This window comes from Endozoicomonas sp. ALC013 (genome assembly GCF_049310205.1).
Classification (GTDB): Bacteria; Pseudomonadota; Gammaproteobacteria; order Pseudomonadales; family Endozoicomonadaceae; genus Endozoicomonas.
In genome coordinates, this window is sequence record NZ_JBLYNS010000070.1 from 1 (window position 1) to 26,389 (window position 26,389).

The following is a 26,389-nucleotide window of genomic DNA, read 5'->3' on the forward strand; positions in this document are numbered from 1 at the left end:
AAAAATTTCCGACTTTTTATCCTCAATTTTCTGCCATCCTCGCTACGGGGTCGCCTAGTCGCCTAGACGGGCGCTATTCTCGGTCAGCCTCCCAGACGGCATGATTGGTATCATGACCCTGAATTAAAAAAATCTCTTAAAGCAGGAACTTTTGTCAAATGCGCTGATCTACAGTTCAGAAGCTGAATGGTCAGACAGTCAAAAAAAAGGGTGTTTCTGACTCATCGCCTCATTGATTAGTCCCCTTTTTGTCAATACGACCGGAGTTATTTATCATGCATCCAACAACAGCAATCAGTGTGCCAGCGGCCAGATCAGAAGCCGGTGGGCTTCAGACACTTGATGATCTGAAAAAACTGCATGGGGCAGCGGAGGCCTTTAATAAATGCATCGAGAAAGTCCCTGCATCGGATCAGACACCATCGCTGAAACAGTTGACACCAGATCTACCACCTGAACCGGGTATCACCACTACTACCGATCAACGCAAGATTGCCGAGCTGCCTGTTTCCATGATGCAGCAGTCATCAAAAGATGGTTTGTCCGGTGCAATGCAACAGCATGGACAGTTACCGGATGTTGCTGTCAATAACAGGCAGCCGGACACAATTGACCCAATGGTGGAAGATATCTTCCACTGCCAGAGAGATTACCTGCGATTAACAGCTCAGTTCAGCTTTAATTACGGTGTTTTTGATGCCAGTTTCAGCCCAGAGGATCAAGGCCTGGTTATCCATGGCTGCTCCAGGGACGATTATCGCCTTGGCATCTGGCGACCGGGTACGGATGGCAAATGGCTGGATGAACACAAATGGCATTCCCTGGCTCCTAACGCTGTCTTGCGTTACGACAACGAGTCGGGGGGGCTCACAATCCTGAGAGACAACCACGATGGCAGTGTCCTGGTGAGTAAGAGTAAAGATATTGATCCTGGCCAGGATGAGGTGGCGTTTGATCGCACCCCCGGAAATGAAGAAAGCCCTAAAGAGATGCCAGACTGCAGCCCTTTGCAGGACAAGATCATAACCAGGGATGTTCAAACCGGTAAAATCAGCGTATGGGGGGAGGATATCAATGGCCGTTGGACCCCTCTGACCCAGAATAAAGAGATCCGTCACTGGCCGATGAAGGATTCTGTTCAAATATGCTTCGGGGCCAGGAGCAATTGTATACTGACGTGCGAGGACAGAACAGCGACCTTTTGGAACTGTGATGATCAGAACAAGTGTCTGGAGAAAATAAAGACCATTGAGTGTAACAGCAAGATTTTAAGCGTCCAGTTCAGTGATGATGAGCGGCATGCCCTGATCTTGACCGAGGGTAACGAGGAAGTCTTTGTGGGATGCGATGCTGATGGCAATTGGTTGCAGATTGGGGAAATCATTCATCCTGAAGGTAGGTTAAATCACCTCAACGAGCATGAGGGAAGCGTAGATTATGCGTCCATTAATGCCTCCGGCCAACACACGTTGACTGTTGATAAAGATCGTAACGCCTTGATTTCTGGCTACAATGATGACGGTGCCTGGGTAGTACAAACTGAAATGCAGAATTGTGCCTATGCACGATTCAGTCCCTCCGGGCGTATGTTACGGGCAAGTCTTTATAAACCAGAGGGCAGCGGCAGCGAAATCATCTGCAGACCGACCAATGTCATCTATAAAGTCCTCGACTGCCGCAGGCCGGGTAAAGCTCAAACCCTAGAGCACCCAGGCAGTAGCGACATCATCTTCAGCCCCTCAGAGGACCTGATGTTGAGCTATGGCTTTGATTCGGAATTTGCCTGCATTTGGGGTGATGATGGGGCGGGTAATCTTGTTGAGAAAGCAAGGGCAGGTAATTATCAGATGGGGATTTCCCATGCTGCCTTCAACGCTCAGGAGGACAGTGTACTGACCCTTGATCTTAGAGGGAATCTCAAAATTCAGGGCCTGGACAGTCAGGGAAATCTGCATAAACAACTGGTGGTTAAACATTCAGATCATATTCTTGATGCCCAGTTTTCCCATTCAGGGAACCTTGCCTATAGCACTAGTTTGGGCACCGCCAGTATTCTCGGGCGTGAAACGAATGGTGAGTGGATCAAGCTGGCGCAGACGAACTCGACCTCGAATCTTGGTGTCTACGGGATCGAAGGAGTGCGTTTTAATGGTCCGGAAAATCATTTTCTGACCTACGGCAACAAACTAGACAGTAACGACCAGCGCCAGCCAGGCCTTGTGCAGCTTTGGGGTATTGATGCTGACGGCAAATGGGTTGAAAAAGACAAGATAGTACTGGATCATCGCGTTGGAATGGTCAAGTTTAGCCCCGACGGTGATCATTTATTTATCTACTGCTTCAATGAGCAAAAAGATCGTGATGCTGATTCAAATTTCAGTACTGTTTTAGTCTGTAAGATTCCTGCAACTTCGGGGCAGGAAACAGCACATACCTGAGGCTTTGGAAGATGGCTAAAAAATTCCCTGGTTAAAAAAAAACTTGCTTTTCAAGGCGCTCAGGGTAACATAGCCATCGTTCCCGGTGAGGTGGCCGAGAGGCTGAAGGCGCTCCCCTGCTAAGGGAGTATACGGTTTGTAGCCGTATCGAGGGTTCGAATCCCTCCCTCACCGCCATATTTCCTTCTTTTGTTTTCAAAAACTTTTTCTACTCCTTATCACCTTGAATGTATTTTAAGGCAGTTTGGATGTATTCAGGCAGGAAGGCTCTGTCACGCTTTGGTGGTAAAGAATCACTACTCATTGCGTTCCTTTCAGACTGTAATATTTCATTAGCTATTTCAAGAACGCTGCTACAAGAAGTGCTTTCCTGCAATGCTGGTTCACCTTTCGTTCGTCTATATCGATTAATGGCATTCAGCAATTCAAAGTATTCAGATTCTATTTTGTCTTCTTCGCTTTGCTCATACCAGTCATTGACTAGCTTGGCCATCTCCGGGTTGACATCCTCAAGTGGATTGTCTGGCTCATTTGGCTGGTCCATTAAAAGGCCTAATCGCAATATATGCATCGTGGCTTCGGTTATGTTGCCGTCAATGGCATCTGCGGCAATAATTAATGCCTGTGCGGTGGTAATCCAAGGCAAATCCAGTTTTTGTATACCCAATAGATTTTCGGTCCCGTGGATTAATGACACAATCTCGTCAGACTCCCTCTGAAACTCAGGAGCTTGCCAATTAAAATCAACCTCATTGCTACTGTCATCAGATGCTTTACTTTCCGGTGACGGGGGGGTGTGTGTTTCTTTACTGGTATTTTTGGTCTGGGTATCAGGGTAATCCGTGCTTTGTTGCAAAGTATTGGAATCTTGTGGTGCTGATTTGTCCGCGGGAGCAATCAGGGATGATGAGCCTGGTTGATCAGCGGAACGTGACGAAACCGAAACCGGAACAGGATAACTGTTTGCCGAGTGCTCAGGCCTTGTTGACTGCCCGGGAGGTAAAGGTCTGGCGGCAAGATTTTGTACATGTGGTGTTGGGAGGTTTTGCGTCATATAGCTTTTGTAGGCTGCGGTCTGAGCCATTTGCTGCTGGAAATAATCACTACTGGCCGCTGAGTAAGCAGGCTGGGTATTTGCAAAACATTGCAGTTCGTTTGAGTACATCCAATGGTTCATTTGGTTCGCAGTAAATAAGTTTTGGTAATTGGCACCATTTGATTTTGTGGTTGAATTGCTGTTGTAAGCCGTGGTGTTGAGATAAGGTTTTGTGGGAGTAAACGCACCGAATTTTGCCTGATGACTCAAGTCCTGATTTTGCAGACGCTTTCTTGGTGATGAAAGGAGAGGGCTTGGTATAAAGTTTTCTGATTGTGCGATTGTTGGTGTGAGGGGCTGCTGTCCGTAGCCCATGATACTGGCATTTTCGCCTGCTCTGAATCCAGGATACGAAGTATGAAAGGCTTGATTGCCCTGCGAAAAGTGCCAGAAGGCTGACTCTTTCGTGTCTGAAAACCGCGTGCCCGGATAAATAGAATGACTGGCATAAATGTTCGCAGGCTGGTATGTCGTAAAGGATGAGCCGGTCTTGCCCATTTGATTTTGTGGTGGAACGGATGCTTGGTCACAAATCTCACTCAGGAGGTCAGTAATTTCGTTTTGTGTTTGTAGATCTGTTGTGGGTTTTGCCAGCACCTGGTTACATTGTACCTTGTCCAGATGGCTGTCAGAGCGAGTAATCTGATGGGCTGGTATGGGCTGGCTGGCTGAGGTCATGGAGGTGTTACTGTAGTGGTTGGTTGCCGGGTAGTTCAGGGGCTGCTGATTAAAATATGGCTGGTGTGCATAGTCAGCTCTAACTCTACCGGGTTGTAAGGGGTTGCTTGAAGGTTGTTTTGAATGAAAGCAATGCAGATCGGGCTTCAGGCCTTCTGTTCGAATGGTTCTGGTGATTTTAATCCGTTCATGTTGAACGGCTCCGTTTGGATCTGGGCCATTGGTAGCAGATTGACCATAAGCTGTTTGCTTTGGTGCGGAGCTTGTCGGGTAATAAATACTGCTTGTCTCGTGAGGAAAACCTGGATTCATAAAGTCAACCAACTATTTTAGTTTGATTTAAATGATCATAAAGAGACCCATTCATGGCTCATAAGTTCAAAATGATAATCTGTCCGGCGTTATCGAGTGGATGGTCCTTGACTATATCTCTTTTATCTTTTCCATTTTTATACTCAATTCTGTAGGCTGTATGTCTCTTATAAAAACGACAAAGTACAGAGATCTCCTGAGTTTATGAATAATCAATTTGATGTGATTGTATTCGGGGCGACCAGCTTCGTTGGACAACTACTTTGCCAGTACCTGGTTGATAGATTTAACGACAATGACCAGGAACGCCTTAACTGGGCGATAGCAGGGCGCTCTCAAGCGAAACTGGCTCAATTAAAGCAGAACTTACAACAGCCTGAGCTACCTGTGCTGCTGGCTGACGCTGCTGATGAGACTTCATTGAAAGCATTGTGCCAGCAAACCCGGGTCATTGTTTCGACAGTGGGACCTTATGCACTTTACGGCGAATCACTGGTCAAGACTTGTGCAGAAAGTGGTACTGATTATTGCGACCTGACCGGAGAGGTGCAATGGATCCGACAGATGTTGGACCGGTATGAGGAAACGGCACGCAACAGCGGTGCACGCATTGTTCATTGCAGTGGCTTTGACTCAATACCTTCTGATTTGGGCGTGTACTTTACCCAGAAAAAAGCCAGGGAAGTTTTGGGTTCATTCTGTTCAGATATCAGCATGCGGGTGAAAGCCGCCAGAGGTGGTATATCCGGTGGCACGCTGGCCAGTATAACTAACCTCACCCGTGAGGCGGCAAACAACCCGGCATTACGCCGACAGTTGGCCAACCCTTATCTGCTCTGCCCTGACAATGAAAGCTTGAAGGCCAGACAGGAAGTTGTTAAAACACCGACGTATGATTCCGGCTTTGGGGCGTGGCTGGCACCTTTCATTATGGCTGGCATTAATTCCCGGGTGGTCCTTCGTTCCAATGCATTGGCTGAATTTCCTTATGGCAGGGATTTCAGGTACAGCGAAGCCATGCTGATGGGGGCTGGTTTTAAAGGTCGTTTACAGTCTTCCGCCCTGGTAGGCGGACTGGGTCTGTTTATGCTGTCCATGGTGATTAAGCCAACCCGCTGGTTTATGGAGCGATTTGTGTTGCCCAAACCGGGTGAGGGACCTTCTCCCGAAGCCCAGAAAACCGGGTTTTATGATATTCGCTTTCTGGGCAAAACAGCAGATGGCCAGGAAATTCGCACCCGTGTTGTTGGCCAGGGCGATCCGGGGTATGGCTCTACCGCCAGAATGCTGGGGCAGGTGGCTGCAGGATTGGCCCTGGACTTCCACGATAAGCAGCAGAAGAGCGGGAGGGCGGGCGGTTTCTGGACAACATCCACGTTATTTGGTGATCGGCTTATTGAGCGGCTGGAAAAAGATGCTGAGATAAAATTTGAAGTAGTACCTTCCTGAAATAGCCTGATGCTATCTGTCTTTCCCGGATAGGTAGCAACCGTTTCGGCTGACTTTCTCTCCACAATTTGCTCCGTTTTCTTGCAGAGCTTTTTTCATCTAATTGAAACTTGATAGCAATAAATCTGTAACAGTCATCGCCTAATCTCTCAGCAAATCATTCTTTCAATAACAGTGTGTTTACTTAACGATGAGGGATAATCATGGAAGCCGGATCTTCAAAGTTACAGAACCATCGTGATTTTCATGAACAGCTGGAGTCGCTGGATGATCAGCCAGATAACTTCTCTGGCAACAGTACCCTGGATGACGTGGTAGAAAAAAGTCGGCGGAACTTTATGAAAGGTGGCCTGGGTCTGGCCATGGCAGGCTTTCTGGCTGGCTGTATGGGCACGACCGGGCAGAGTCATAATGCTCTGGGTGGCAGTACTGTTGGAAACCTGCGGCGGGCGGACATCGGATTCAAGCCCATTCCCATTGAGCAGGACCCCATGTTCGATGCCATCAATGTGCCTGAAGGCTATACGGCCAGCGTCTTTTTTTCATGGGGTGACCCGGTAGAGAAAGGTGCCAGACCCTGGCGGCCAGATGGCAGCAACAGCTGGCGGGAGCAGATGAAGCAGGCAGGCCAGAATCACGATGGGATCTGGTTCTTCCCATTTGCGGACCAGCCGGACGACCATGGCCTGCTGGTCATGAATCATGAGTACATTAATCCTACGCTTCACCCCAACGGTCTGACCATCACTGAAAACCCGCAGGGATTTAAACAGCGCCCGGCGCATGAAGTGAAGAAGGAGATGGCGGCCCACGGTGTCAGTATTATCGAAGTTCGCAAGCAGTCCGATGGTCACTGGCAGCAAGTCAAGGATTCCCGCTATAACCGCAGGATCACCGGGTTTACCCCCATGGATCTGACCGGTGAAGTGGCCGGTACTGATTTTCTGAAAACCGTGGCAGACCCTGCTGGTCTTGAGGTGCTGGGCACTTTGAATAACTGCGCCATGGGCGTAACACCCTGGGGGACTTATCTCACCTGTGAAGAGAACTGGAAGAACTACTTTGTTAACCGTGATGCTGAAGATTATCAGCAACGCCCAGCCCACCAGCGGTATGGTGTGGCCCAGGACAAGAACAGTAAATACTATGCCTGGGAGTCAGTAGAACCCCGTTTTAATGCGACACCTGATCACCATGCCCCTCATGGCGGTTATGTTAACGAACCCAACCGTTTTGGCTGGGTAGTGGAAATTGACCCTTTTTCACCGGACAGCACCCCGAAAAAGCGCACCTCCATGGGACGACTGGTCAGAGAGTGTTCAACACTTTCGCTGGGTGATGATGGTCGTATGGCATTCTATTTTGGCGACGATACCCGCGGCGAATACGTGTATAAGTTTGTGCCGGATCAGGCCTATAAACCCGGTAATCCAGCGGCCAACCGGGATATTCTGGATCATGGCACTCTTTATGTGGCGGTGTTCCATGATGATGGCCGTGGTGAGTGGCGGCCACTGGTGTTTGGCCACAACGGCCTGACCCGTCGCAATGGTTTTACCAGTCAGGCCGATGTGCTGGTACACGCCCGTCGTGCTGCGGATATTCTGGGGGCCACAACCATGGACCGCCCGGAATGGGTTGCCGTGCATCCGCAGACCCGGGAAGTCTATGTCACGCTGACCAATAATAAGCACCGGGGCCAAAAAGAGGATCAGCAAACCAATGCCGTCAATCCCCGGGAAGATAACCGCCATGGTCAGATTGTTCGTTTTACCGAGGCAAACGCTGATCCCACGGCCACCCATTTCAACTGGGAGATGTTCCTGCTGGCCGGTGACCGCCCTGGCGCGACACTGGCGGATGGCAGCCCGGTACCTGAACACTTCGTGGGAGATATCAAGGGTGATATTTTCTCTTCGCCGGATGGTATCTGGTTTGACTATCAGGGCCGCCTCTGGATTCAGACCGATTACGGTGACGATGAGGAACGCAACAGCAATATGGGCACCAATCAGATGCTCTGCTGCGATCCGGTCACCGCAGAAGTGAAACGCTTTCTGACTGGCCCGAGAGGGTGTGAAATCACTGGTGTGACCACCACGCCTGATGGCAAAGCCATGTGGGTTAATATCCAGCATCCGGCCATCAGCTTTCCGGCCAGTGATGGAATTACACGGCCCCGGTCGAGTACTGTGCTGATTACCAAAGATGATGGCGGGGTGATTGGCACTTGATTGAACCGGGTTTCGTTTTTACCAGGGGCGAATTGGCTGATTCGCTCCTGGTCTTTACCGCTGGTGCTGAAAAGGCCTTTTTATTACCTGTCTACAGGAACTTTTTTCTGGCTTGAACATCCAAGTGGTTAAATTACGTTAAATACCCATTTTTTAATCAAGGATATGCTCAACAATGAATGTCAACCCAGGTGCTGGCACCAATGCCAATGCCAATGGCGTGAATAACACTTCTGAATTCGCTGATATTGTGGTTACGGGAGTTACCACTCTATCGTTTTTTTTGGGCTATGGTGTCTCTACTTATGCTGGCGACAACTATCTGAATCGCGCCTGTCTTGCTGGCGTTGTTGGCGCCACGGGATACCTGTTAGCTGAAAGTGTCCATCACGGTGTTGCCGCCCTCTGGAACTCAGCTGTGGCTGTACATGATTCCGTAACCACGCTTATGACTAATCTGCCCATTACCCCTTTCAATGAGGAATCTCACATTGTCAAAGCATCAACCTACGCAGGAGCTTACTTAGGCTTGAGGTACAGCCCCTTGCGGCAGCGACCAGCCCGGAACCTTGTCGATCCGTCAGCACCTCCTGATCCTTACATTGACAACACCTTTTACGCTGCCCGGGTTCTGATGGCTGGCACAAGCTCGGCCATGTTAGGTGGGGGTGTTGGATATCTATTGGGGAAAGGGCTGGACCTTACCGCAAAGGCAGCCATTTCCGGTGCCAAAATGGCTGCTGATCGTCTTGGATTGAAAACCACTGTGAGCGAGAGCCCTGAGGTTGCCTCGGGTAGCTCAGGGAGAATCCATCAGCATTCAGAGTCTGCTGAAGAAATCCTGCTGAGCCGTTCCGCAGAAATGGTACGGCAAAGATCACCTGATGGAACTGAAACAGAAACTCATTTCCAGGAAGCTGGCCGAGAATAAAAATTTCCATTTTGCAAACACAGCCACGTGTTGCGTACCAACCCCCGTAATGTCTGAACGGCACGGGTGTGGTCGTGAATGTGCCGAAAATTCCCTCATTACCTGCCAGCAGGAACTTTTTGCTGGCTTGGGCATCTACAGGGTTACCTCACGTTAAACGTTAGATTCTTCCATCGATAGCGGCTTAACTATGAATATCGACTCAGGCGCAGGTTCGACGACCAATGTTGTTATTTCTTCCTCTGTAGCGAAGGATGCCCTGACCTTGGCAGGTACCCTGTCAGGGCTTGCTTTCGGCTTTCTTGTAACCCGCCTCCCGAACGACGACAGTTTTCGGAATCGCGCCTTATATATGGGCGCTTGCAGCGTTGCGGGGCACCTCATCGCCAAAACTGCCTATCACAGTTGTGCCGCCTTCTGGCAACGAGCTGTGGAAATTCCTGATACAGTATCCACACATATCAATAACCCTGATGTTACCCCCACCAGTCAGGATTCTCATATTGCCCGGGATAGCGGCTCAACTGTGAATACCAATTCAGGTGCAGGTTCGACAACCGACTTTGTTATTTCTACCTCTGTAATCAAGGATACTTTGTCTGTGGCAGGTACCCTGTCAGGGCTTGCTTTTGGCTCTTTTGTATCTATGTCCTCGGACGACGACAATGTGCTGACTCATCGCGCATATTTGGGCGGTTGTGGCACTGCTGGATACCTTATTGCACAAAATGCCTATCACGGTTGTGCCGCCTTCTGGAAAGGCTCTGAGGTTATTCGTGCTACCGTATCCACGTGTATGAATAACCTTGGTTTTACCCCCTTCAGTCAGGATTCTCATATTGTCCAGGCATTTACCTGCGCAGGAGCGTGGTATGGCCTGTGTTGCAGTAGTGCCCTCGAAGCTCCATTACTGATTCTGTCAGAAGAGGCAATAGAAATTGAAAGACGTGGGCACTGGGGCCGCAATTATGAGCCTCCTCCTTGCTGGCCTCCTCCTGATGTTATGGACCGAATCAAGTCTGGCCCAGGCTCGGTCATGCTCGGTGCCGGTGTCGGATATCTGGTGGGAAAAACGCTGGACTATACGGCAAAAGCCGCCTTTTCCGGTGTCAGAATGGCGGCTGAATGCCTTAGATCGATAGCCACTGGTCGCTGAACAGGTAGACAGCCACCTGTTTGTGCACAAAGCCCTCTAGTTCATGGTTTCAATGAGTTTGATGTGTACCATCTCCGTTCACCCTGAGCGGAGTCGAAGGGTGCTTAGCGCGATCTATCAGAGTCCGGAGTTTCCGCCCTTCGACAGGCTCAGGACGAACGGAGTGCGGAGGCACGACAACCCGTCAAAACCTGCCAGCAGGAACTTTTTCCTGGCTTGAGTATCTACATGGTCGCCTTCCGTAAAACGTCACGTTCTTATATCTGAGAGGGACTTAACAATGGATATCAACTCTGGTACAGGCTCAACGAACAACATTATTGTTCCTGCCTCAGTAATGAAGGATTCTCTGGCTTTGGCTGGTACCATGACAGGGCTGGCTTTTGGCTTTCATACAGCCCGCTTCGCGGTCGATGACAATTTTCTGAATCGCGCCTTATATGCGGGCGCTTATGGCTTTGCGGGAAACCTCATCGGGAAAGGGGTCTATCACGGTTGTACCGCCTTCTGGCATGCTTCTGTGAAAATTCGTGATACCGTATCCACGTATATGAATCACCTTGGTATCACTCCATTCATTCAGCAGGATTCTCATATTGTCCAGGCGTGTACCTACGCAGGGGCGCTCTGTGGTCTGGGTTGCAGTAGTGCCATCACAAGTCCATTAATGCTACTGGGGCCACCAGAAAAACATGCGGCCATACGTGCGAATCATCCTGATGCTTTGAACCGAATCCTGTCTGGCACAGGCTCCGTCGTGGTTGGTGGAGGTGTCGGGTACCTGGTGGGAAAAGCGCTGGACTATACAGCAAAAGCAGCCTTTTCCGGTGCCGGAATGGCTGCAGAACGCCTTGGTTTGACAACCACTGTGGGCGGGAGCCCTGACGAACAGACCAAGAATAATCTCGACTGAGTCAATTGGTGCAACTGAAAGGATTATACAGCAGAGATCACCAGACAGAAGCAAAGGATAAGAGTGCTTCAGCAGCGGGTGGTGAATCTGTTACGATTCCATCCTGTAGAACCGGTTTTGCGACAACCTCGGGACCATGGGAATGAGTCCGGAGAGGTTGTGGCAACGAGGTGTTTATTTATGTATTTCAGAGCTTGGCTGCACTAACCCGGGAACATCTCCTGGTGGTAATCTACCCGCGCACTCCTGCTTAAATTCTGCCTTTGGCTATTTTCTATAGGTGTTTTTCTTTCATGCCCCGTTATGCTGCCAGTGTTCAATACGATGGCTCCCGTTTTTTTGGTTGGCAGGTTCTCAAGACCGGTTTGCCCACGGTGCAGGCTGCTGTAGAAGCTGCGCTGTCAAAAGTGGCAAACCATCCTGTTGCCGTTGTCTGTGCAGGAAGAACCGATGCCCGGGTTCATGGCTGTAACCAGATTATTCATTTTGATACGGATGCCGTTCGTACCGAGCGGGGCTGGGCTTATGGCGCTAATGCCAATTTGCCGGATGACGTGGCCGTAAACTGGGTGAAGCCGGTTTCTGATGATTTTCATGCCCGCTTTTCTGCCCTGTGGCGACGTTATCGTTACGTGATTTATAACCATCCCATTCGGCCAGCACACCTCTCCAAAGGGGTGACCTGGAACTATCGGCCATTGGATGTTGAGCGCATGAAGGCAGCAGCAGGGTGCCTGGTAGGCGAACATGATTTTACCTCTTACCGTGCGATTCAGTGTCAGGCAAAGAACCCGGTCAGAAATGTGACCCGGCTGGATATTTCCCGCCACGGACCACTGATTGTTATTGATGTGCAGGCCAATGCGTTTTTGCATCATATGATTCGTAATTTTGCCGGGGTGTTGATGGCGGTGGGTTGCGGCAAGCGTGAGCCTGGCTGGGCAAAAGAGGTGCTGGATGCCCGGGATCGTGCCCAGGGTGGGGTAACCGCTTCGCCCTGTGGGCTTTATTTTGTCGATGCGGGATACGATAAGGTGTTTGGGTTGCCGGCCAGTGAATCGAACCCACACTTTATTGCGCCATTAATTCCGCTTTAAATCGGCGGTTTTTCCGGAGCTGGCATACGTTTTCCGTGCAATGGATGGGTTCCTCTCTATTGCTCTGAAAACTCTGTTCGTCCTGTAGCGGAGAACTTACTGAGCTGCAGAACCACGTTCATTCTGAGGCTGTCGAAGGGGGTGGACTGTGAACCAACCGTAAAGACGGTGCCAATCACCCTTCGACTCCGCTCAGGGTGAACGGAGATTGTGCTCATTAAAATCGTTGAAATGATTTGCCAGGTGCAGTAATCACCGAAATGTTCTGATAAGATCATTGATCGCTCAGGGGTTGCCTATTCTTTCGCATTGATTTTCGGATTGACAGTGTGAAAGCACCTTCAAACCCTTACCCTGTGGTTGGCTCTGTGTCCCGGGTAATCTCCCGACACAGGGCGTGGGAAAGAGAACACCGGGAAATGGAAGTATCTCCTCGTATAAAAATCTGCGGAATTACCCGTGTTGATGATGGTTTGATCGCTGCTGATAGCGGGGCGGATGCCATCGGTCTGGTGTTTTACCGGAAAAGCCGTCGCTGTGTCACGGTTGAGCAGGCCGTGGAGATTGTCCGGGCTCTGCCGCCGTTTGTCTCGGTGGTTGGGCTGTTTGTCGATGCCTCCGATGAGCTGATTCAATCGGTTCTGGACGCGGTTCCTCTTTCACTTCTGCAATTTCATGGCAATGAACCGGAAATCCAGTGCGCCCGCTGGGGGGTACGTTATATGAAGGCCTTCCGTGTTCGTCCGGATATTGCCGTGGCCGACATGGTGGCTCCCTATACCAGTGCCTGTGGCTACCTGCTGGACAGTTATAAGCCCGGGGAGGTGGGTGGCACCGGTGAGTCATTTGACTGGGATTTGATACCCCATGAGCTGAATAAACCGATGGTGCTGGCCGGAGGTCTGAGTCCTGATAATATCGCTCAGGCAGTGAACAGGGTTCGACCCTATGGAGTTGATGTCAGCAGTGGCGTAGAGAGTCAGCCTGGCATTAAGGATCACGATAAAATCAAAGCCTTTATCAAGGCGGCAGGAAGATGATGGTCGATCAAGAAATTTTTGAGTCCCCCGTTCTTTCTTCTGAAGAACACAAGTACGATCAACCGGATTTAATGGGGCATTTTGGCCGTTACGGTGGACGTTTCGTGGCTGAAACCCTGATGGGTGCGCTGGAAGACCTTGACCGCACCTGGCGTGAGCTCTGGCAGGACAAGACCTTTCAGGAAGATTTTGATCGTGACCTGGCTGACTTTGTCGGCCGTCCTTCACCGCTCTATTTTGCTGAGCGATGGACTCGGGCGCTGGGTGGCGCGAAGATCTACCTGAAGCGTGAAGATCTCAATCATACCGGTGCCCACAAAATCAACCATGCGGTTGGTCAGGCGCTACTGGCCAAACATATGGGGAAAACCCGGATTATTGCCGAAACAGGTGCCGGTCAGCACGGTGTCGCCTCGGCGACGGTGGCCGCCCGTCTTGGGTTGGAGTGTGTGGTTTATATGGGGGCCAAGGACGTAAAACGTCAGGCATTGAACGTCTATCGCATGAAACTTTTGGGGGCCACCGTGGTACCGGTAGAAACCGGTTCCCAGACGCTGAAAGACGCGATTAATGAAGCTCTCAGGGATTGGGTAGCACGCCCCGAAGATACCTTCTATCTGCTGGGTACAGTTTGTGGCCCTTCACCCTATCCTGAAATGGTGCGTAATCTGCAGAGTATTATTGGCCGGGAAGCCCGTCGGCAGATTCTGGAAAAAGAAGGCCGCCTGCCGGATGCCCTGGTTGCCTGTGTGGGTGGTGGTTCCAATGCCATGGGGCTGTTCCACGAATTTATCCAGGATAAAGCCGTTAAGCTGTACGGTGTTGAAGCGGCAGGGCACGGTGTTGATACCGATAAGCATGCGGCCCGGATGAGTTCCGGTCGTCCGGGCGTTTTGCAGGGCGCAAGAACCTATCTGATGACCAACGAACATGGCCAGATTATTGAGAGCCACTCTGTGTCGGCCGGATTGGACTACCCGGGGGTTGGACCAGAACACAGTTACCTGAAAGATATCGGCCGTGCACAATACCCGGCGGCAACGGATGAAGAAGCTCTTGCGGCATTTCGCCAGCTGACCCGTCTGGAAGGCATTATGCCAGCGCTGGAAAGCGCCCATGCCCTGGCCTGGGTTGATAAACTGGCACCCACGATGAACCAGGACCAGATCATTATCTGTAATCTGTCTGGTCGTGGTGATAAGGATATTCATACCGTTGCCGCTATTGATGGCCTCGAAGTATAAGGTGGGCACAGCATGAGTCGTGAAATAAACAGAATCAAAGCCCGCTTTGAAACCTTGCAGGGGCGTGAACGTAAAGCACTGATACCCTACATTCTTGCCGGTGACCCTCCGGGCAAGACCGTCGAGGTCATGCACCAGCTGGTGGACCATGGGGCGGATATGATTGAGCTGGGTTTTCCGTTCTCGGACCCGGTGGCGGATGGTCCGGTGATTGCCCAGGCCCATGAGCGGGCGGTATCACACGGTGTTACATTGCATGACGTTTTTGCAATGGTTTCTGAATTCCGGGAAAGGGATAATGACACACCGATTGTCCTGATGGGCTATCTCAATCCGGTAGAGATCATGGGCTACCAGCGGTTTGTTGAGTTGGCCAGTCAGGCGGGTGTTGATGGTGTGCTGATGGTGGATCTGCCACCGGAAGCCGCAGGTGATTTACTGGATATGCTGCATAACTGTGGTATTGATATGATCAACCTGATTACCCCGACCACATCCGATGAACGAATTGCCAAGATCTGCCGGGTTGCCAGTGGTTATCTCTATTATGTATCCCTGAAAGGGGTAACCGGTGCGGCAACCCTGAATACGGCAGAAGTTGAACAGCGGGTCAACCACATCCGGCGTTTTGCTGACGTTCCGGTGTGTGTTGGCTTTGGTATCCGCGATGGTGCCTCGGCTGCCGCCATCGGGCGAATGGCAGACGGTGTTATTGCGGGCAGTGTGCTGGTATCTGAGCTGGCTCAGTATGGCAATGAGGGACAGGCCTCCATTGACCGCGTTGCCAGCCGAATTGCCGAAATGCGCTCAGCTATGGACGATGACAGGACGAATGAATGAGCAACTGGTTAGTCGATAAACTGATTCCATCGTTATCACGCGCTGCTATTGCGCAGAAAAGCAGCAGTGTGCCAGAAGGGCTTTGGCGCAAGTGTGTGAAGTGTGAGGCCTTTCTCTATCGCCCCGAGCTGGATAGAAACCTGGGTGTTTGTCCCAAGTGCCAGCATCATATGCGAATCAGTGCCCGCACGCGACTGGATTACTTTCTTGACAAGGAAGGAAAGGCAGAGCTGTTTGCCGACCTTGAGCCCAATGACCGGCTGAAGTTTCGCGACACTAAAAAGTACCGTGACCGACTGGCAACGGCGCAAAAGCAGACCGGCGAAAAAGATGCCCTGGTGGCCATGCGGGGTACCGTCGAGGACATTCCGGTCGCGGCCGTTGCCTTTGAGTTTTCTTTTATGGGCGGCTCCATGGGGTCGGTGGTCGGGGAAAAGTTTGCCCGTGCTGCCGAGTTATGCCTGGCAGAGAAGATGCCGCTGATCTGTTTTTCAGCCAGTGGCGGTGCCCGAATGCAGGAAGCCCTGTTTTCCCTGATGCAGATGGCGAAAACCAGTGCGGCCCTGGAAAGAATGCGCCAGGCGGGTATTCCTTATATCTCTGTGATGACTGACCCGGTGTACGGCGGTGTTTCTGCCAGTCTGGCCATGCTCGGTGATATCAACATGGCTGAGCCCGGTGCCCTGATTGGTTTTGCCGGTCCCAGGGTGATTGAACAGACCGTCCGGGAAAAGCTGCCGGAAGGCTTCCAGCGCAGTGAATTCCTGCTGGATCACGGTGCTATTGATATGATCGTTTCCCGTTCTGATTTGCGATCCACTATCGCCAGGCTTTGCCGGAAAATGCAGGGCAGGCCGGATGCAGATGTGGAGCTTGCTGATCCTGCAGAAGAAGTTGCCTGATCCCACCTTTTATCTCTCTCATTCCCACGCAGGCCCTGAGGGGCTTGCATGGGAATGCATACGTCTGGAGATGTGACGTTGTCTTCTTTTGAAAAGAAAGAAAAAAGCCTTGCACAGTGGTTAACCTGGATGGAAGAAACTCGTCCGGAGCATGACATCGACTTTGGGCTGGACCGGATTCGGCTGGTGGGTGACAGGCTGGATTTGCTCAAACCCGCGCCGTTCATTATCACCGTGGGGGGCACCAATGGCAAAGGCTCGACGCTGGCCGTTCTTGAAGCTGTTTTGCTGGCTGCCGGTTACAGGGTAGGTCTATTTACATCACCTCATTTTCTCAAGTTTAACGAAAGAATTCGCATTAATGGCGAACAGGTCAGTGATGACTGGCTATGTGATGCTTTTGAGACGATAAATGAAAGTCGAAAAACGACATGGCTAACCTATTTTGAATTTGCCACCCTGGCTGCCGTTGACTGCTTTAAAAGGGCGGAGGTGGATGTGGCATTGATGGAAGTCGGCCTGGGTGGACGACTGGATGCTACCAATGCGATTGACCCGGATGTGTCGGTAATTACTACGGTGGCGCTCGACCATCAGGAATACCTTGGCTTTAGCATTGAAGCGATTGCCAAAGAGAAGTCAGGAATATTTCGTGCCAGTAAACCTGCGATCTTTGGTGATCAGCCCGTGCCGCAGGCAATCACCGACATGGCTGAGCGTCTTGGCAGTCCCCTGTATTGCAGAGGAGAGGCGTTTACCCTGGCAAGATCGGGTAATACGTGGCACTGGTCAGGTAGTGAAAATCAACAGCTGAACAACCTCCCTGTTCCCAATGTCGTGATTGATAATGCCGCGACGGCATTGCAAGCGCTGCAATTTTTGCCAGAGCCTATCGCTATTGAAGCTGTTCGAGAAGGTTTGTCACAGGTATCGGTTACCGGACGGTTCCAGAAGCTGATGATGGAAAATGAATCAGGAGAGTCTATCGATGTGGTGCTGGATGTTGCCCACAATCCTCAGGCAGCAGAAATGCTCAAGCAGCGTCTGGACGAGTCTCCGGCAGAAGGTAAGACACGAGCAGTGATTGCCATGTGTAAAGATAAGGATTATATGGCGGTTGTTGACTGCTTAAGTGGCGATATTGATGAGTGGTACGTTGCTCAGTTTGAGTCTCCAAGGGCGCTGGCTGAACAAGAGCTGGCAAAGAGGCTGGTTGATCGAGGGTATTCAGTTAATCGCTATCAGCAGGTTGCTGAAGCATTGCATCATGCACTTGAACGCTCAACATCTGGAGATAGGGTGCTGGTTACTGGATCATTTATGACGGTATCTGCTGCCTTGACCAACAGCCACTGAGTACACGATTTCAGTGAAATTGATGGACTCCCTCTATCAATGACTTCCAAACTCCGTTCGTCCTGAGCGGAGTCGAAGGGCGTAAACACCATGCCCTGGACAAAGATTGTGCCAATCACCCTTCGACTCCGCTCAGGGTGAACGGAGATTGTACGTCTTAAGTTCATTGAAATGGTGTGCTGAGTTTGCCTTCCACGGTCCCCGACGGAATGCAGCTAACCCCATGGACAATAAAGGTTTCACGAAAGGCACACAATATCGAGTCAAAACAGGCTGCTCCACATTCACCAAGCCCGGGGCAGTCTCACAAATTACTCAAATATCAGGCCAGAATTGTTCATTCATAATTTGTTCGTAGGTCCATGGGCATGAGTCTGGAAAATGCTCCTTGCTGATGCCGGTTTCCTTAAAGGCAGAAATCCGTGCCGCTGGATAGGCATCGTCCATCGCACCATTAATCTTTGGCTTTAGCCCAGGGTTTTCTTTCATCAATTTCCGAATGCGAAATCGCTGCTCTTCGATAGACCCCTGCCAGCTACTGCTCCTGTGATCAGGTTGATAAGCCCACTTCAGCAAATGCATGAGCAGAATATCCAGCCGGTGACTCAACAGCCGGTATTCGCTTCTGCCCATGCTTTCAATTTCCTCAAGGATATTGTCCAAATCCAGTTCTCCCAGTCTGCCCTGGCGAATAAGTTCTGCCTGTTGCTGTGTCCAGCTGTAAAAATCAGTTTCGTATAATGGTTCAGTCATACTGATAAGTCCCTTCGGTATTGCACGCTTAATTGTTGTAGGTTTGGTTGGAATTCGCTTAAGATGCAATGAGTTTCAGGCATTGACCTTTAATTGACTTCCCGCCATCTTTGCAGGGATGAATACTGTTTATCTATCATTACGGAGCGTATCTTGGGCGAGGGACTTAAGCAAAGACTAATAGGTGCTGTGGTATTGCTGGCCTTATTGATCATTCTCGCGCCCGCACTGTTCAGGGGAGGGGAGACTCATCCTCTGGTCACCTCCAGGCCTTCCCCGGCAGCCCCTAAGCTTGAATCCCCCCCAGTGCCTGCATTTGTCGACCAGCTGGATATTCCCCCGGATGTTGTTGAAGTGGTGCCTTCTTCCACTGAAACTGTGCTCGAGCCAGAAAGTGATCGTACTGAAAAAGCCACAGGTGTGGATGAATCAGGACATCTGAAAGCCTGGTCTCTCCAGTTGGCAACCTTTGCGGATAAAAACAATGCCCGAAACCTGGAAAAGCAGCTAAAGACTAAAGGGTATAGTGCTTTTCAGAAGAAAATTTCTACAGAGACAGGCAAGGTTTTTTATCGGGTCTACATAGGGCCGGAAGTAAGGCCGGATGAACTTCAGCAGCTAAAGGTTACCATCAAGAAAGAGTTAGGGCTTGAGGGTATACTGGTTCGTTATGTTCCATAATAGGCTCTCTTACGGTAGACATTCCGCCTACTACCTTCCTCGGGAAGTCAAAGACTGAACCACGAAGGTCACGAAGAGTACGAAGAGATTTTCTTGCCCTTCGTGCTCTTTGTGTCCTTCGTGGTTCCATCTGAAACTCATGGAAAGGGGAGGGGTAAGGAATTGTCCCGAAATAATTTCGGCATTTTGAGTTCGATCTCCGTTCATCCTGAGCTTGTCGAAGGGTGATAGGCACAATACATGAGGCCGGAGTTCCTGAGCTTAATGTCGACCCTGAGAATAGGCTCAAAACTCGAACTTATGGTGACGCTTGAGGTGACAAATTCAGGAAAACTTATGAAAATAGATACAATGATTGACCTCAGGGATAAGGATCGCAAGGCAATCTGCACTATTGCTGAACAGATATTTGCCCCGGATACTTAAATCTGGGCTTACGGCAGCCGGGTCAAGGGAACCAATCATGACAACAGTGACCTGGATTTGGCTGTGCACTTTCCCCCGGATCAGGCAAGATGACAGACTATGAGCAGTTGAGCCTGTTTCTCGAAACCCTGCGGGACTCCAATATACCCATTATTGTCCAGGCACTTGCCTGGCAAAGTATTCCCGATAGTTTTCGTGAGGAAATAGATAAAAAACACCAGGTGCTCTGGCGCTGACAGTGAAGGAGCAACCACCGGTAGTTTTGCCTGAAGATGGGCAATCCAAAGATATTCGGTGCCTTGGTCATGAACCTCATAAAAAAATCACGAATAAGTGCTTTTCCGGTCGTGATTACTTCGTGGCTGTCGTGTAGAATCCCCGTTCTTGTAAAGCTACTAAAACAATAAGGCCTTAAACAGGCATTATTACGTTAGGGAGCTACATAAAAATTTTTACGCTGATGCAACTTTTGCTCGAGTAGATTGGTTGTTTTCCGCGCAGCTGTTTCGGCATATGCTTAAGCCGATGGGCGGTAGCGTACTTTTCGGTTGGTTTATAAGATTGAGCAGCTTATAAAACGGCTGCTAACCTTTCTTTCTACTGCTAAGTATTCACCAGTTAGTGCTGAAAAATATAGATGATGGCAATGCAGGTCGCTACCGGCAGCAGAATGTTGTTATTGCTGGTGCAGAACACACCCCCCCGGACCATTACCACCTACCACAGCTGATAAATGATTTGGTTAAATGGTACCATCCGCCCGGCTGTTAATGAACTTTGATTTGATGGGCAGTGGTTATTTACCGGTCATTATCCGCAAAGAAAACCGTCTGGCCTATTATGAGGCGCTGGACAAAGCGCCTACCCGAGAGGACTACGGGGGATTTATGGACATAGTGGCCAGCGCCCAGGAAGAGGCTTTGAATCGTTATATCAGTATTATTGAATAATAATAGTTATAACCGCATCAATGGATTCTGAGATGACCCTGAATACTTCATACCTGAAATTGCTGACGCAGAACTGGTTTCAGGCCTGTCGCACGGCTACCCGGTTGTCTGTTTCTGTCGTCAGGCTGAAGGCAGATTTACCGCTGACAGCGGACGATTTGCAAAACGCAGATGAAGACCTGATGGAAAAGCTGGATGCTTTTCGTGTTCGCTATGGTGATCTTCAGGACTGTCTTGGTGGTAAAGTGTTCCGTACTTTGCTGATGGCTGAGGATGAAGAGCCGGTCAGTATGGCAGATATTCTTAACCGGATAGAAAAACGAGGGATTCTGGACTCTGCTGATCAATGGCGTCAGTGGCGTGAGATCCGAAATGCGTTTGCCCATGACTATCCGGAAGCAGAGGCAGAAAGAGTGAATGCGTTAAACATGGCATGGCAGAATACGCCATTGCTGCTTAAGGTGGCTGAGAATGTCTACCGTTACTGTGAACAGCAAGGAATAGAGCTAACGGAGATAGAGCGTGCGGATATCTGAGGCGATGGCACAGAGTATCGTCGAACTCGCAAGAAAACATGTAGCAGAAAATGCCCGCGTCTGGCTGTTTGGCTCCCGGGCTGATGATACAAAAAAAGGGGGGGATATTGATCTTTATATTGAGGCAGACAATATCGGTAATACCCTGGAACGAAAAATTAACTTCCGGTTGGCATTTGAAGACCGCTGGGGTGAGTTGAAAGTGGATATCCTCATTCATGATACCCGGCATGAAACGCTGGCCATTCATGAAATTGCCAGGCAAGGGGTCAGGCTTGGTTAGTGATTAAAGATTAAACGACATTGACAACAGACCTGGATTGTCTTTTTACAGCGCTTTTCACAGCCTTTCTAAATAGGTTAAGCAATATTGAGACTCACGAACGAAGAGCAAAACGCCATTAGAAAGGTGATATATCAGGCAGACCCTCAGGCGCAAATATGGTTGTTTGGCTCAAGGGCGAATGACCAGGCAAAAGGAGGGGATATTGACCTGCTCATCCTGTCAAAAACACTGGGTTTGAAAGACAGGACGGGCATACGGCTGGCGCTGTACGAGATTATCGGAGAGCAGAAAATTGACCTGGTGATTGCCGCAGACGATACTGATCCATTCACCCGTATCGCGCTGGCAGAGGGAATCCGGCTATGACTAACGAGTCAGGCAAAAAGCAACAGGCAGGGAAAAAAAATACCGACAGAATCCTGTTATTAGAACAGCAGCTGTTGGCCATGGCCCAGATGGAAGCCCTGCTAAAATGGTCTCTGGATCGCTGTCAGGCCATACTACTGACTAATGACCAGATGCCGGAACAGGAAGACTTGGAAAAATTCGAATCACTCACCGCACGATTTGCCCGCTTTAACGATATTCTGTTACAAAAAATATTTCGCCTGATCGACACCATTGACCTGGAAGATGTCGGCACCGTCAGGGACAGAATCAACCGTGCAGAAAAAAAAGGGCTGATTGAGGATGCCCACCGGTTTATCGAAATCCGGGAATTGCGTAACAGCATTGCCCACGAATACCAGCCGGAAGCGCTGAGGGTTATTTTTCCTGAAACGTTGCAGGCTACACCCATTTTGCTGGATATTGCTGATCGGGTACGAAAGTACTGTCTGCGGTATAATTCCTGAAAATTGACCTGGTCATCTACCGACGAGGAAAACCCCGGGAAGCGATTCACCATGAAGCCAGAAATACCGGGATTCAATTGAATGGCAACCGAGCAGGGCAAAGGAATGGGTAGCGAACGACAAATAGCAGACGTTATCGGGCGCACCCTCTGGATTTGTGACCGTCATGCCTTGCGCCTTGAATGGGTGATGGCCGAAGTGAAAAGCCTGTTGCCATTGAGTGCCAAAGCGTTTGAAAACCTTGCCCCGGCTGAAGTGGCGTACATGGATCAATTTGCCACCCGGTTCAGTAAATTACAGGATGCCATGGGCGCAAAACTCTTTCCTCAGGTGCTGGATTTGGTGGGAGAGCAGGGGGCGTTGAACACCTTTATCGACAAGCTCAACCGGCTGGAAAAAAAATAGGGGCGATTGATAATGCAGCCCAATGGCCTCTATTTCGTGAGATGCGCAACGCTTTTGCCCATGACTACCCGGAAGACAGTGAACTGAATGCCGAGACGTTGAACCGGGCCTTGCCGCTGGTCAGCGAGTTGTTAACGGTCTATCGTAATATTCGGGATTTTGCCTTGCGCTATGGGGCTGTTTTACCTGGGGCTTGATTTAATGGGTGCTTTTATTAAGGATTCGGTTGTCTTATACGAAACCATAAGCGGAGAATCCTGGTTATGAACTGCTCTACCGATCATCCCCCGGAACACCTTCACCTGACACACGATGAACTGTTACTGCTACAGGCATTGCTGAAAAAACATTTGCCAGATATCGAAGTCTGGGCTTATGGCTCAAGAGTTAATGGCAAGGCCCACTTCGCATCAGATCTTGATATGGTTGCTTTTTCCGGCCCGGAACAGGCAATTGCGATAGCTGAACTCAGGGAGGCGCTGGAAGAGAGTAACCTGCCATTTCGGGTCGATCTTTTTGTTTGGGATCAGGTGCCTGAGAAGTTCCGGAAAGTGATTCGGGAAAAGTATGTTGTTGTTCAGTAGTCGTTTGGTTTCAGGCTGAGGATCAATAGCAAAAACGAACCAAACCCTTAGGAATTGTCCTGAAATAATTTCGACATTTTGAACTCGATCTTCGTTCATCCTGAGCTTGTCGAAGGATGACTGGCACAATACATGAGGCCGGAGTTCACGACCTTCGACAGGCTCAGGACGAACGTAGTTTTGAGACCAGGAAATGTGCAAATTATTTCAGGACAATTCCTTAGCAGCCAGTACATGGTTTCAATGAGTTTGAAGGGTTGTCGTTATCATATGCCTCTGGACTCCGTCCGTCCTGAGCCTGTCGAAGGGCGCAAACTCCGGCCCATGATAGATCGTGCCAAACACCCTTCGTCAAGCACTCAATATTTGTCTGAACTCCTCACCGTGTGCGAGCTTTCATGATTTTGCCCGGTATCTGACCCTGACTTTCTTTTTGTTCCTTTTCTTCTGAATGATAAAATTCAAATGACACAATATTCCGAACATAATGCTGTACACGCCATGGACGACGATATGATCTCCCTTTCTGAGATCGCAGCGATCCTGTTCCGAGGTAGACGTTGGGTTATTGGTATTACACTGGCTTCGTTCATCCTTGCCCTGTGCTACCTTTTTGCGGTTAAGCCGGTTTATCAGGCAAGTGCATTGATAAAAATTGAACATAGCCAAAGCAGCCTGATTTTAAATTTGCGGGATACTGAACATGTGGAGGATCTTTCAATCAGCTCAAGTATTGCCATAGAGCAGATGAGGAGTCCTGGCTTTATTCATAGTTTCATTGCAGCAAAGCAATCTCAATCCGATACTCCTGCGCCCAATGTGGCACAAGACGTTCAGGGCAGATTACAGGTTGCTGAAAAAGGTAGAGGCACTGGTATTCTTGAAATTACGCTGAGCGGATCGAATGCTCAGGAAAATATCAAATTATTAAATTCCCTAATTGATTACTATTTTGAACAACGCCATCAAACACTGGTGAGTTCTATTGAAAAATCACTGGCCTTATTGAAAATCAGATTGTTTACAACACAACAAGAGATAGCACAGGCTCAAGAACAGGACGTTTCTGTAAAAAGTGCTCGGTTGAATGAACTGAAATTGGCTCAGAAAGCAATCCAGAACAATATCGATATATTGGAAAACGCCAAAACTATCGCTTTAAATGATCGTCATGTGCTCAGCGATCCGGTGTCCAGCGATGATCCGGTTAGCCCTAAATACACCCTTGTTATCGTATTGGCAGTTATGCTGGGAGGGATGCTGGGAATTGTAGTAGTGTTTGTGCATGAAATGATGCGAAAGGTGCTATGCACTTCACAAGAAGCAGAAAATAAAGCCGGGCTTACTGTATTTGCAGAAGTGGCCAGCGCTGAGGAATTAAAAACGACACCGGGATGTCGGAAGGTTTCAAAGTATTACGTACCAACCTGCTATACCAGTTGGAAAATGCAGCCAATAATCGGGTGATGATTTGCAGTCCGTCCCCGGTTATTGAACAGGAGCATGTCATCATCCAGTTAGTCAGTGAGCTGGCCGAAGCGGGTAAAAAAGTATTACTCCTGGATGCAGACCTTCGCCAGGGTAGAATGTTCATGCATTTTAATACAACCGGAGGGCATGGGCTGTCGGAGAAACTGATCAATAACGACCACTCAGCGATCACAGTCAGTGAAAACCTGGACTTGATTTCCGGTAATAGCTATCCAGATAATCCATCTGAACAGTTAATGAACACCAGGTTTCAAAAACTTCTGGACTGGGGATCCAGTCATTATGACGTCGTATTGATCAGTGTTCCGTCGATTCTTAATGTGACTGATGGGGTAGTGGTTGGCAGCCGGTGCGCAACCGATTTGATGATTATTCAAGCGGGGCAGACCTCTGTAAAAGATATTGAGGTTGCTAATCGACGCCTGCAGCAGGCAGGAGTAGCCATTAATGGTACCATTTTTGTTAAAGAGCAGGGTTGATGCGGGAAAATCATGGGTTATGCATTTATGAATTGAATTCAGCATCATGAAAGCAGCTTAAGAAACGCTGAAACTGACTGCCAGCGAGCTAACGATAGCCCAACAGCTATTGAAACGTTATTTACCAATCACCGCCGTTTGGGCATATGGCTCAAGAGTAAATGGTAACATTCAACATGCATCTGACCTTGACCTTGATCAGCCCAAAGGCTTATCCACTGGGTGTTTTTCTATCTGGCAAATAATGCGGCTTCTTGCTCCAAATCGGCAATCTCAATAAGGCTATAGCTACCGGATTGATAAGCAAAAATAATAGCCTCACCGCGAGAAGTCACATGATACAGCGCTCCTGCGGTCTGAATTCTTAACGGCCGAGTCTTTCCTGCTTTCATTTTCTATTTATGACGAGTAAAAAGTAGAGCATCAGGTCGGAAATGCACGATGAAAGACCTGACTCTTGAACCTTGGAGTTTGTGGGTTTGATTAAAGACATGCCACTGACTGTCTTGCTAGACTGTGTAAGCACAAGCAAGAGGGCAAAGGCATGGACGAGCAGGATTATTTGCAATACATAGAAACCGATACAGCCAAGCGGTGTGGTAAGCCCTGTATCAAGGGTACAAGAATAACCGTTATCGATATTCTTGAAATGCTGGCTGAGGGGATGAGCACTGATGAAATCCTGACAGACCACCCCAACCTGCAAGCGGTGCAGATAAAAGCAGCACTGCTTTATGCTGCGAATACCATAACACTGATTCGATTAACAGTCGGTAATGCCAAGCTTGCGGTTGTTGAACGTGTTCTAATAGACAATCAACAGACTATCCATAGTTTCTTGGACGATGAAGGCAAAGGATTATTGGTGCTCTGAAAGTGTTGCCTCTAGGAGGCTGTCCGAGAATAGGCTGCCCTACTGCGGCGACAGCAAATTGGTCTAAAAATCCGCTTTTGTTCGGCAAATAGCCCCGCTATTCACCTCACAAAACCGAATTTTTATCCTCAATTTTCTGCCGTCCTCGCTACGGGCGCTATTCTCGGACAGCCTCCTAGGGAAAAATCATGAAAGCCCCCGAAGTCATTGGGCTCAATAGCTATAAGGATATCCCCTTATAGAGCAAAATATACATCCAGTGTCTTATACAAAAAAGATTTGGATGTTCTGGAAATGAATGCATTTGATTTAATGAATAGGCTATCTGTCATTTATGACGCACGTCAACAATGGAAAGTAGACCATAAACTTGCTGATATTCTA

Annotated in this window: 30 protein-coding genes and 1 tRNA gene; 28 read left to right on the forward strand and 3 right to left on the reverse strand. The window is 49.4% G+C overall.

All coding sequences use genetic code 11. The features are described from left to right. Nucleotides 1–275: 275 nt before the first annotated feature. Together ACO6V1_RS13775 and ACO6V1_RS13780 are read left to right on the forward strand one after the other, a co-directional pair. Entirely contained in the window at nt 276–2,438 is a 2,163-nt protein-coding gene (locus tag ACO6V1_RS13775; RefSeq protein WP_422445250.1) for a hypothetical protein, read from the forward strand. Between the two features lie 84 nt (nt 2,439–2,522). Further along, a tRNA-Ser gene (locus ACO6V1_RS13780) sits at nt 2,523–2,615 on the forward strand. A 31-nt stretch (nt 2,616–2,646) separates the two neighbouring features. Here ACO6V1_RS13780 and ACO6V1_RS13785 read toward each other — a convergent pair. Beyond that, nucleotides 2,647–4,524 carry a hypothetical protein gene (locus ACO6V1_RS13785; RefSeq protein ID WP_422460189.1) on the reverse strand — a complete coding sequence of 626 codons (1,878 nt, stop codon included), beginning with the start codon at nt 4,522–4,524 and terminating at the stop codon, nt 2,647–2,649. Nucleotides 4,525–4,728: 204 nt separating this feature from the next. On the opposite strand from ACO6V1_RS13785, the gene ACO6V1_RS13790 reads away from it, so the two are divergent. The 11 genes from ACO6V1_RS13790 to folC all read left to right on the forward strand — a co-directional run bounded on the left by ACO6V1_RS13790 (nt 4,729) and on the right by folC (nt 17,686). Next, on the forward strand, nt 4,729–5,973 hold the full coding sequence (locus ACO6V1_RS13790; protein ID WP_422460187.1) for a saccharopine dehydrogenase family protein: 1,245 nt from the start codon (nt 4,729–4,731) through the stop codon (nt 5,971–5,973). Nucleotides 5,974–6,176: 203 nt separating this feature from the next. Beyond that, nucleotides 6,177–8,207, forward strand: coding sequence for a PhoX family protein (locus tag ACO6V1_RS13795; RefSeq protein WP_422445244.1), 2,031 nt, complete (start codon nt 6,177–6,179; stop codon nt 8,205–8,207). Nucleotides 8,208–8,382: 175 nt separating this feature from the next. After that, complete coding sequence (locus tag ACO6V1_RS13800) at nt 8,383–9,138, forward strand: hypothetical protein (RefSeq protein ID WP_422460183.1); 756 nt, start codon at nt 8,383–8,385, stop codon at nt 9,136–9,138. 190 nt (nt 9,139–9,328) lie between these two features. Next, nucleotides 9,329–10,294: a hypothetical protein gene (locus ACO6V1_RS13805; RefSeq protein ID WP_422467225.1), complete on the forward strand. Its 966-nt coding sequence runs from the start codon at nt 9,329–9,331 to the stop codon at nt 10,292–10,294. A gap of 280 nt (nt 10,295–10,574) precedes the next feature. After that, nucleotides 10,575–11,207: a hypothetical protein gene (locus tag ACO6V1_RS13810; RefSeq protein ID WP_422467227.1), complete on the forward strand. Its 633-nt coding sequence runs from the start codon at nt 10,575–10,577 to the stop codon at nt 11,205–11,207. A 293-nt stretch (nt 11,208–11,500) separates the two neighbouring features. Then, entirely contained in the window at nt 11,501–12,304 is an 804-nt protein-coding gene (gene truA / locus ACO6V1_RS13815) for a tRNA pseudouridine(38-40) synthase TruA (RefSeq protein ID WP_422445236.1), read from the forward strand. 329 nt (nt 12,305–12,633) lie between these two features. Further along, nucleotides 12,634–13,344: a phosphoribosylanthranilate isomerase gene (locus ACO6V1_RS13820; RefSeq protein ID WP_422467229.1), complete on the forward strand. Its 711-nt coding sequence runs from the start codon at nt 12,634–12,636 to the stop codon at nt 13,342–13,344. A gap of 71 nt (nt 13,345–13,415) precedes the next feature. Beyond that, a complete protein-coding gene (trpB, locus tag ACO6V1_RS13825; protein WP_422446141.1) occupies nt 13,416–14,588 on the forward strand; it encodes a tryptophan synthase subunit beta in 1,173 nt (390 codons plus the stop codon). Between the two features lie 24 nt (nt 14,589–14,612). After that, nucleotides 14,613–15,428: a tryptophan synthase subunit alpha gene (gene trpA, locus ACO6V1_RS13830; RefSeq protein ID WP_422467242.1), complete on the forward strand. Its 816-nt coding sequence runs from the start codon at nt 14,613–14,615 to the stop codon at nt 15,426–15,428. Further along, nucleotides 15,425–16,330, forward strand: coding sequence for an acetyl-CoA carboxylase, carboxyltransferase subunit beta (accD, locus tag ACO6V1_RS13835; protein ID WP_422445232.1), 906 nt, complete (start codon nt 15,425–15,427; stop codon nt 16,328–16,330). Before trpA ends, accD begins: the two co-directional genes overlap by 4 nt. Before the next feature lie 54 nt (nt 16,331–16,384). After that, complete coding sequence (folC, locus tag ACO6V1_RS13840; protein WP_422445230.1) at nt 16,385–17,686, forward strand: bifunctional tetrahydrofolate synthase/dihydrofolate synthase; 1,302 nt, start codon at nt 16,385–16,387, stop codon at nt 17,684–17,686. A gap of 315 nt (nt 17,687–18,001) precedes the next feature. Here the strand turns inward: folC and ACO6V1_RS13845 are convergent, their stop codons facing one another. Beyond that, nucleotides 18,002–18,439: a DUF29 domain-containing protein gene (locus tag ACO6V1_RS13845; RefSeq protein WP_422467232.1), complete on the reverse strand. Its 438-nt coding sequence runs from the start codon at nt 18,437–18,439 to the stop codon at nt 18,002–18,004. Between the two features lie 153 nt (nt 18,440–18,592). On the opposite strand from ACO6V1_RS13845, the gene ACO6V1_RS13850 reads away from it, so the two are divergent. The 14 genes from ACO6V1_RS13850 to ACO6V1_RS13915 all read left to right on the forward strand — a co-directional run bounded on the left by ACO6V1_RS13850 (nt 18,593) and on the right by ACO6V1_RS13915 (nt 25,131). Beyond that, nucleotides 18,593–19,120 carry an SPOR domain-containing protein gene (locus ACO6V1_RS13850; RefSeq protein ID WP_422445226.1) on the forward strand — a complete coding sequence of 176 codons (528 nt, stop codon included), beginning with the start codon at nt 18,593–18,595 and terminating at the stop codon, nt 19,118–19,120. A 426-nt stretch (nt 19,121–19,546) separates the two neighbouring features. Next, nucleotides 19,547–19,639, forward strand: coding sequence for a nucleotidyltransferase domain-containing protein (locus tag ACO6V1_RS13855; RefSeq protein WP_422446137.1), 93 nt, complete (start codon nt 19,547–19,549; stop codon nt 19,637–19,639). Further along, nucleotides 19,636–19,782, forward strand: coding sequence for a hypothetical protein (locus ACO6V1_RS13860; protein ID WP_422445224.1), 147 nt, complete (start codon nt 19,636–19,638; stop codon nt 19,780–19,782). Before ACO6V1_RS13855 ends, ACO6V1_RS13860 begins: the two co-directional genes overlap by 4 nt. A gap of 385 nt (nt 19,783–20,167) precedes the next feature. Then, on the forward strand, nt 20,168–20,317 hold the full coding sequence (locus ACO6V1_RS13865; RefSeq protein WP_422445222.1) for a hypothetical protein: 150 nt from the start codon (nt 20,168–20,170) through the stop codon (nt 20,315–20,317). Then, on the forward strand, nt 20,293–20,496 hold the full coding sequence (locus ACO6V1_RS13870) for a hypothetical protein (protein ID WP_422445220.1): 204 nt from the start codon (nt 20,293–20,295) through the stop codon (nt 20,494–20,496). The genes ACO6V1_RS13865 and ACO6V1_RS13870 overlap by 25 nt, the downstream gene beginning before the upstream one ends. 32 nt (nt 20,497–20,528) lie before the next feature. Further along, entirely contained in the window at nt 20,529–21,032 is a 504-nt protein-coding gene (locus ACO6V1_RS13875; RefSeq protein WP_422445218.1) for a hypothetical protein, read from the forward strand. Further along, nucleotides 21,019–21,315, forward strand: coding sequence for a nucleotidyltransferase domain-containing protein (locus ACO6V1_RS13880; protein ID WP_422445216.1), 297 nt, complete (start codon nt 21,019–21,021; stop codon nt 21,313–21,315). The genes ACO6V1_RS13875 and ACO6V1_RS13880 overlap by 14 nt, the downstream gene beginning before the upstream one ends. A gap of 87 nt (nt 21,316–21,402) precedes the next feature. Then, nucleotides 21,403–21,684: a nucleotidyltransferase family protein gene (locus ACO6V1_RS13885; protein ID WP_422445214.1), complete on the forward strand. Its 282-nt coding sequence runs from the start codon at nt 21,403–21,405 to the stop codon at nt 21,682–21,684. Continuing rightward, nucleotides 21,681–22,172 (forward strand): hypothetical protein, encoded by a 492-nt coding sequence (locus tag ACO6V1_RS13890; protein WP_422445212.1) that lies wholly within the window; start codon nt 21,681–21,683, stop codon nt 22,170–22,172. The genes ACO6V1_RS13885 and ACO6V1_RS13890 overlap by 4 nt, the downstream gene beginning before the upstream one ends. Before the next feature lie 81 nt (nt 22,173–22,253). Further along, a complete protein-coding gene (locus ACO6V1_RS13895; protein WP_422467234.1) occupies nt 22,254–22,577 on the forward strand; it encodes a hypothetical protein in 324 nt (107 codons plus the stop codon). Between the two features lie 41 nt (nt 22,578–22,618). Then, the gene (locus ACO6V1_RS13900) at nt 22,619–22,774 is read left to right on the forward strand and encodes a hypothetical protein (RefSeq protein ID WP_422467236.1); all 156 of its coding nucleotides are present in this window, start codon (nt 22,619–22,621) and stop codon (nt 22,772–22,774) included. A gap of 66 nt (nt 22,775–22,840) precedes the next feature. Beyond that, on the forward strand, nt 22,841–23,161 hold the full coding sequence (locus ACO6V1_RS13905; RefSeq protein WP_422445208.1) for a nucleotidyltransferase family protein: 321 nt from the start codon (nt 22,841–22,843) through the stop codon (nt 23,159–23,161). Between the two features lie 513 nt (nt 23,162–23,674). Beyond that, complete coding sequence (locus tag ACO6V1_RS13910) at nt 23,675–24,628, forward strand: Wzz/FepE/Etk N-terminal domain-containing protein (RefSeq protein WP_422445206.1); 954 nt, start codon at nt 23,675–23,677, stop codon at nt 24,626–24,628. Then, nucleotides 24,628–25,131 (forward strand): hypothetical protein, encoded by a 504-nt coding sequence (locus ACO6V1_RS13915; protein ID WP_422467238.1) that lies wholly within the window; start codon nt 24,628–24,630, stop codon nt 25,129–25,131. Before ACO6V1_RS13910 ends, ACO6V1_RS13915 begins: the two co-directional genes overlap by 1 nt. 230 nt (nt 25,132–25,361) lie before the next feature. On the opposite strand, the gene ACO6V1_RS13920 is transcribed toward ACO6V1_RS13915, so the two are convergent. Beyond that, nucleotides 25,362–25,523 (reverse strand): hypothetical protein, encoded by a 162-nt coding sequence (locus ACO6V1_RS13920; RefSeq protein ID WP_422445202.1) that lies wholly within the window; start codon nt 25,521–25,523, stop codon nt 25,362–25,364. Nucleotides 25,524–25,675: 152 nt separating this feature from the next. Between ACO6V1_RS13920 and ACO6V1_RS13925 the strand changes: the two genes are divergently transcribed. Further along, nucleotides 25,676–26,005 carry a DUF433 domain-containing protein gene (locus ACO6V1_RS13925; RefSeq protein ID WP_422467240.1) on the forward strand — a complete coding sequence of 110 codons (330 nt, stop codon included), beginning with the start codon at nt 25,676–25,678 and terminating at the stop codon, nt 26,003–26,005. The last annotated feature ends 384 nt before the right edge of the window (nt 26,006–26,389 follow it).

Excerpts from the sequence above, each read along its gene's own strand:
- ACO6V1_RS13775 (WP_422445250.1), top strand. The coding sequence starts at position 276 with ATGCATCCAACAACAGCAATCAGTGTGCCAGCGGCCAGATCAGAAGCC.
- ACO6V1_RS13785 (WP_422460189.1), bottom strand. The coding sequence starts at position 4,524 with ATGAATCCAGGTTTTCCTCACGAGACAAGCAGTATTTATTACCCGACA.
- ACO6V1_RS13790 (WP_422460187.1), top strand. The coding sequence starts at position 4,729 with ATGAATAATCAATTTGATGTGATTGTATTCGGGGCGACCAGCTTCGTT.
- ACO6V1_RS13795 (WP_422445244.1), top strand. The coding sequence starts at position 6,177 with ATGGAAGCCGGATCTTCAAAGTTACAGAACCATCGTGATTTTCATGAA.
- ACO6V1_RS13800 (WP_422460183.1), top strand. The coding sequence starts at position 8,383 with ATGAATGTCAACCCAGGTGCTGGCACCAATGCCAATGCCAATGGCGTG.
- ACO6V1_RS13805 (WP_422467225.1), top strand. The coding sequence starts at position 9,329 with ATGAATATCGACTCAGGCGCAGGTTCGACGACCAATGTTGTTATTTCT.
- ACO6V1_RS13810 (WP_422467227.1), top strand. The coding sequence starts at position 10,575 with ATGGATATCAACTCTGGTACAGGCTCAACGAACAACATTATTGTTCCT.
- truA (WP_422445236.1), top strand. The coding sequence starts at position 11,501 with ATGCCCCGTTATGCTGCCAGTGTTCAATACGATGGCTCCCGTTTTTTT.
- trpB (WP_422446141.1), top strand. The coding sequence starts at position 13,416 with ATGGGGCATTTTGGCCGTTACGGTGGACGTTTCGTGGCTGAAACCCTG.
- accD (WP_422445232.1), top strand. The coding sequence starts at position 15,425 with ATGAGCAACTGGTTAGTCGATAAACTGATTCCATCGTTATCACGCGCT.
- folC (WP_422445230.1), top strand. The coding sequence starts at position 16,385 with ATGCATACGTCTGGAGATGTGACGTTGTCTTCTTTTGAAAAGAAAGAA.
- ACO6V1_RS13845 (WP_422467232.1), bottom strand. The coding sequence starts at position 18,439 with ATGACTGAACCATTATACGAAACTGATTTTTACAGCTGGACACAGCAA.
- ACO6V1_RS13860 (WP_422445224.1), top strand. The coding sequence starts at position 19,636 with ATGACAGACTATGAGCAGTTGAGCCTGTTTCTCGAAACCCTGCGGGAC.
- ACO6V1_RS13870 (WP_422445220.1), top strand. The coding sequence starts at position 20,293 with ATGGTACCATCCGCCCGGCTGTTAATGAACTTTGATTTGATGGGCAGT.
- ACO6V1_RS13875 (WP_422445218.1), top strand. The coding sequence starts at position 20,529 with ATGACCCTGAATACTTCATACCTGAAATTGCTGACGCAGAACTGGTTT.
- ACO6V1_RS13890 (WP_422445212.1), top strand. The coding sequence starts at position 21,681 with ATGACTAACGAGTCAGGCAAAAAGCAACAGGCAGGGAAAAAAAATACC.
- ACO6V1_RS13895 (WP_422467234.1), top strand. The coding sequence starts at position 22,254 with ATGGCAACCGAGCAGGGCAAAGGAATGGGTAGCGAACGACAAATAGCA.
- ACO6V1_RS13900 (WP_422467236.1), top strand. The coding sequence starts at position 22,619 with ATGCGCAACGCTTTTGCCCATGACTACCCGGAAGACAGTGAACTGAAT.
- ACO6V1_RS13905 (WP_422445208.1), top strand. The coding sequence starts at position 22,841 with ATGAACTGCTCTACCGATCATCCCCCGGAACACCTTCACCTGACACAC.
- ACO6V1_RS13910 (WP_422445206.1), top strand. The coding sequence starts at position 23,675 with ATGATCTCCCTTTCTGAGATCGCAGCGATCCTGTTCCGAGGTAGACGT.
- ACO6V1_RS13915 (WP_422467238.1), top strand. The coding sequence starts at position 24,628 with ATGATTTGCAGTCCGTCCCCGGTTATTGAACAGGAGCATGTCATCATC.
- ACO6V1_RS13920 (WP_422445202.1), bottom strand. The coding sequence starts at position 25,523 with ATGAAAGCAGGAAAGACTCGGCCGTTAAGAATTCAGACCGCAGGAGCG.
- ACO6V1_RS13925 (WP_422467240.1), top strand. The coding sequence starts at position 25,676 with ATGGACGAGCAGGATTATTTGCAATACATAGAAACCGATACAGCCAAG.